Raw genomic sequence first — 4,904 nt, forward strand, 5'->3', positions numbered from 1 at the left:
ATGGCCTCGTAGGACATTGCCTTGGCTCCGCCCACTTTGGACAGAACCGTCGTAATCGCGGCTGTCAAGCTGGTCTTGCCATGATCCACGTGTCCGATCGTACCCACGTTGACGTGGGGTTTCAGACGCTCAAATTTTGCCTTACCCATGCTACTTCCTCAAGCCGTGCGCAACCCGCACGCGTCGTTATTTTGTTGTGAAGGTGGCCGGAGGACGCTGCAAAAACACAGACCGTCACGGCTAACCACTCAGGAGTTAAAAGTCTAACGCTTCCTTTAGAAAGCGCCCGGACAGTTTATCATAGTGGTTTTGCGCTTGCAAGCATTTTCTTATTCGGCTTGCCAGCCAATATCACGGCGCACATACGCCCCGTCAAAGCGAATCAAATCCACGCCCACATAAGCGCGCTCTTTAGCCTCCGCAAAAGTCTCGCCTGTGGCAGTGACGGTCAGAACACGCCCGCCATTGGTCAGGAGCTGCCCCGCCTCATCGCGCTTGGTACCCGCGTGAAAGACTTCTAGGGCATCAAGCTTTTGTGCCGCTTCGAGTCCTGTGATGGGCAAACCGACCGGATAGCTACCGGGGTAGCCACCAGAGGCCATCGCAACCGTCACCGCCGCTCGCTGGCTAAAGACCACGGGCACTTTATCAAGCTCCACATCCACCACGGCTTGACAGATCGTCGCCAGATCGCTCTCCAGAAGCATCAACGCGACCTGGGCCTCAGGATCGCCAAAGCGACAGTTGAACTCAATGCAGTACGGCCCATCTTCGGTGAGCATCACGCCTGCATAGAGCACGCCCCGGTACGGAATTCCCGTCCCACGGATCGCCGTGACAATGGGCTCGATAATCCGCGCGGTTACGTCATCCACAACACTCTGGGGGGCAACTTTGACGGGCGCATAGGCTCCCATGCCTCCCGTGTTTGGTCCGGTATCGCCCTCACCGATGCGCTTGTGATCCTGAATGGCAATCATAGGGCGGACGGTCTCGCCGTCCACAAACGCCAGGACACTTGCCTCCGGCCCACGCAGGCACGCCTCAATCACGACGCGCTCACCGCTGGCCCCGAAGATCTTCTCATCCATCATCTGACGGATCGCAGTCTCCGCCTCGGCGTAGTCCTGCGCGACCACCACGCCCTTTCCTGCCGCCTCGCCATCGGCTTTTACGACAATCGGAAAGCTCGCCTGCTGAAGATACTCACGGGCTTTCTCGGAGTCGTCAAAAACCTCAAAATCGGCGGTGGGAACCCCGGCTTGCTGCATCAGGCGCTTGGAGAAGACCTTGCTACCCTCTAGCTGCGCAGGCTCACGGCTGGGGCCAAAGATGCGCAGCCCCCGCGCCTCAAAGACATCCACAATCCCTGCGATCAGCGGCTTTTCCGGCCCGACAACGGTCAGATCAACCTTCTGGTGCTCGACAAAGACCCGGAGTGCCTCAATATCCATCGCATCAATGGCGATATTTTCCGCCACCTCCGCCGTCCCTGCGTTCCCGGGTGCACAAAAGATCTTGCGCACCTGAGGGCTCTGCGCCAGTTTCCAGCAGATCGCATGCTCACGTGCGCCACTTCCAATGACTAAGATCTTCACAAATCGGGTCCTTCCCTAAAAATCAGGGCCATCCATGTTCTGTGCCAGGTTGGCAAAACTCGCAAACTTGGGGAGAAACGCCAGCTTCACTGTTCCCGTGGGGCCATTGCGTTGCTTGGCAATAATGATCTCCGCCTCTTCTCCCTCGTACTCGCCGCCCTCTTGCTCCGCTTTTTCTTCCCCATCCTGAGTGACCGCATCTTTTCGCGCATAGTACGACGGACGGTAGATAAATGCCACCAGATCCGCCTCCGCCTCTATCGCGCCGCTATTGTGCACCACAACTCCTTCGGCTAAGAAACAGCCTGTCTCTGGTACACAGATATCGTAGGTCGGCTCCTCACCATCCGGCACAATAGAGCGAATCTTCTCCCAGAGCAGATCAGAGCTCGCCCAGCAAGCAAGCTCCGTATCGTTGAGCTCCTGGGCCCATCGCTGCGCGATGTCACGACGCAGGCACTTCCCTTGGTCTTTCCAGTAGAGCCGTTTTCCCTCGGGGAGCTTTCGTCCTTGCTGTTTTAAGTGTGCAGTCCTTTCTGCCAGCATCCATGAGAGAGACTCGGGCAGACGGAACACACCTGGGTTTGTGTGCTCATGAGTTGCTTCCGCTAGAAACTCTCGGAGTAGATCGCCCTTAGTTCCAGGAGGTTGAATCTGGATAGCAAAGTGCCTTAGGTTTTCATTTTGTGGGTTCACAGAGACACGGTAGATAGGACGGTACTTTCCCTGCTTGCGCTGTGGCTCTTGAATGGAGGCAACAATCCCTAGACGTAGCATCAGAAGCTGCACATCACGGGCCAGGCCATGACTGACAGTATCGAAGTGGACATCCCACTTGGTTCCACGCCGCTTGACACAGCCATCAGTGGCCAGATAACCTGCTAAAAACGCTCTGGCTCCCGTGTCTCCTGCCTCCCAAGCGAACGGCGCAACACGCTTCGTATCGCAGAGCTGTCCAAGCAAACCTTGCTCACGGAACCAATTCAGGACAGAGTTGCCAAACGGCTTTCCGTACTTCTTCTCTTGCCCATGATGCTGAACAAAGTCTACTTCCCAGCAGGGCTTTATGGTATTTCGTGCCTGCATCTCCACCGTCGTGACATCGGGAAAGTGCTCATTCACAATCGTTACGCAGTCGTCGAAGACAGCGCGATCCGAGGCAATAAAGGAGGCGGTTCGGTGCTTACCGTAGTGTCCATCTCCTGCCATGTAGCCCAGAAAACGACAGAGTGCCTCACGGCTCGTATCCTGCCTTCCAAACTCAGGCAAACGCCGCGCTGTTGCAATCAGTTCCCCCTCACCAATCTCGGAAAGAGGCTTGTAACCACTCGCTGTCAGAAAGGGGTGGTTGTCGGTACAACGTAAGACACGCCCGGTCTCAGTAGTCACACGGAACACGGGCTTAATCCCCTTCTCCCATACCTGCGAGACGGTGGCGGGCACCACGCGCTGGTGGTCGTCCACAGCCAGAACACGGTGTCCAGGTGCGATATCACGGATCGGCACTAGCAATCCTGAGTCAGCGTCAAAAAGTCGCGTCTCCCCCGTCAGGCACTCTCTGAGATCTGAGAGCATGGGGCGCTTGTCTTCTCGCCGCTCAACAGAACGAGAGAGCTGAGACAGCGCAATCACAGGAACATCGAGCTCACGCGCAAGACTCTTCAGGCCGCGGGCGATCTCGGAGATTTCCTGGTTGCGGTTCTCGGAGCTTTTCGCGGAGCCACGCATGAGCTGTAGATAGTCCACGATCACCAAGTCCAGCGAGCCCTGCTCCGCCTTCAAGCGCCGACAGCGGGCACGCATCTCCAGCGAGCTCATGTCCGTGGTATCGTCAATAAACATCGGCGCATCCCACAATCGGTTCACTGCCTCCGAAAGCCGCGACCACTCTTCGTCTTGGAGAAAGCCCGTTCGCAATTTGTGGGCATTCACTTTCGCTTCCGAGCACATCATACGCTGAACAAGCGACTCTTTACTCATTTCTAATGAGAAAGTCGCCACAACACTACCCTTACCTGCCGCATTTTGACCAATGTTCATCGTCAGAGCTGTATTATGAACAATAATATCCTGTGCGATAAAGTTCGCCCCATCAGGAACAGTCAGGTCGTAAACATGCTGTTCACCAATTGATTCGATAGTAATGATTTCATCTAAGAACAGATCAGGCCACGGGCCTGGTTCTGGCGTAAAGCGTGTCAGCTTCCATCCTGATTCTGTTTGCGAAAGCTCAGTCACAACACGTCCACGAAGGAGGGCATGCTGAATACCACGTGCAATTTCTTCGTCTGGCGTACAAAACTCACTAGATTTAAACACCATCTGTTCAAGATAAATCATCACGTCTTTTGTGCCTAGACCCCAAAGACGTTGCAGTAAACTGCGCTCACCAGACCTCAGTGCCTCTACCAGGTCAGATATGGAACTGTCAAGAACTTCAAAATCGGGGCTACCAACAATAGGATGCCAACGCGATACTGCAATGCCATCTCCAACGATGAGGTCATGAAGGGGCTGCCAACCTTTATTTGTCAAAAACGGATGATGACCCGTAACTTCTACAAAACGCCCTGTCCGTGTCGTGACTCGGAAGGCAGGCTTTATTCCACTATCAATCCAATTAGAGATTTGGCTGGGTTGAACATGACCGCATTCGGACGTATTAACGATACACGCCATTTTTCGATGAACAGCTTCCTCAATAGTGAGGCGCTCACCTGTGAACGGATCATCCACGAGCGTTCGTGCCGTGAGACATTTCCCCATACTCGGGCGAGCAGCAATAATAATTAAATCACCGCGTTTCAGGCCACTGGTGATGTAATTAAGGTCATAAAATCCGGTATCTGTACCACTGACGACACCTTTGTCATGGTAAGCCGTATCAATTTGCTCAAAGACATCACTGAGCAAGGGGCGGAGCGGAGTGAAGCCTTCGGTCTTGCGCTTGCGGGCGACATTGAAGATGGCGCGCTCGGCCTGATCCACCAGCGTGTCCACTTCCTCGATCTCGCCGTAGGCCATCCCGGCGATCTCGGAGGCGGTCTCGATCAGGCGACGGAGCACGCCTTTCTCGGAGACGATCTTGGCGTAGTAGACGATATTGGCAGGCGTGGGGACGTACTCGGCGAGCTGCATCAGATACAAGTAGCCGCCCACTTGCTCTAAGCTCCCCCGGCGCGTGAGCTCATCTTTGAGGGTGACGATGTCTACGGGCTCGACTTTGTCTACCAGCGCCAGCATGGCCTCGTAGATGCGGCCATGGGCCTCACGGTAGAAGTCCTGTTTATCGAGAAACTCGGTGAC

Annotated in this window: 3 protein-coding genes; all 3 read right to left on the reverse strand. The window is 55.1% G+C overall.

The window, feature by feature from the left end:
• A partial coding sequence (locus AC1XOS_RS19655; RefSeq protein WP_481963914.1) for a GTP-binding protein occupies positions 1–149 on the reverse strand: 149 nt, incomplete at its 3' end.
• 180 nt (positions 150–329) lie between these two features.
• The gene (gene purD, locus AC1XOS_RS19660; protein WP_481963912.1) at positions 330–1,598 is read right to left on the reverse strand and encodes a phosphoribosylamine--glycine ligase; all 1,269 of its coding nucleotides are present in this window, start codon (positions 1,596–1,598) and stop codon (positions 330–332) included.
• A 15-nt stretch (positions 1,599–1,613) separates the two neighbouring features.
• Positions 1,614–4,904: replicative DNA helicase (gene dnaB / locus AC1XOS_RS19665; protein ID WP_481963913.1), on the reverse strand; the 3,291-nt coding region annotated here is incomplete at its 5' end.

It is taken from the genome of Armatimonas sp., assembly GCF_964826245.1.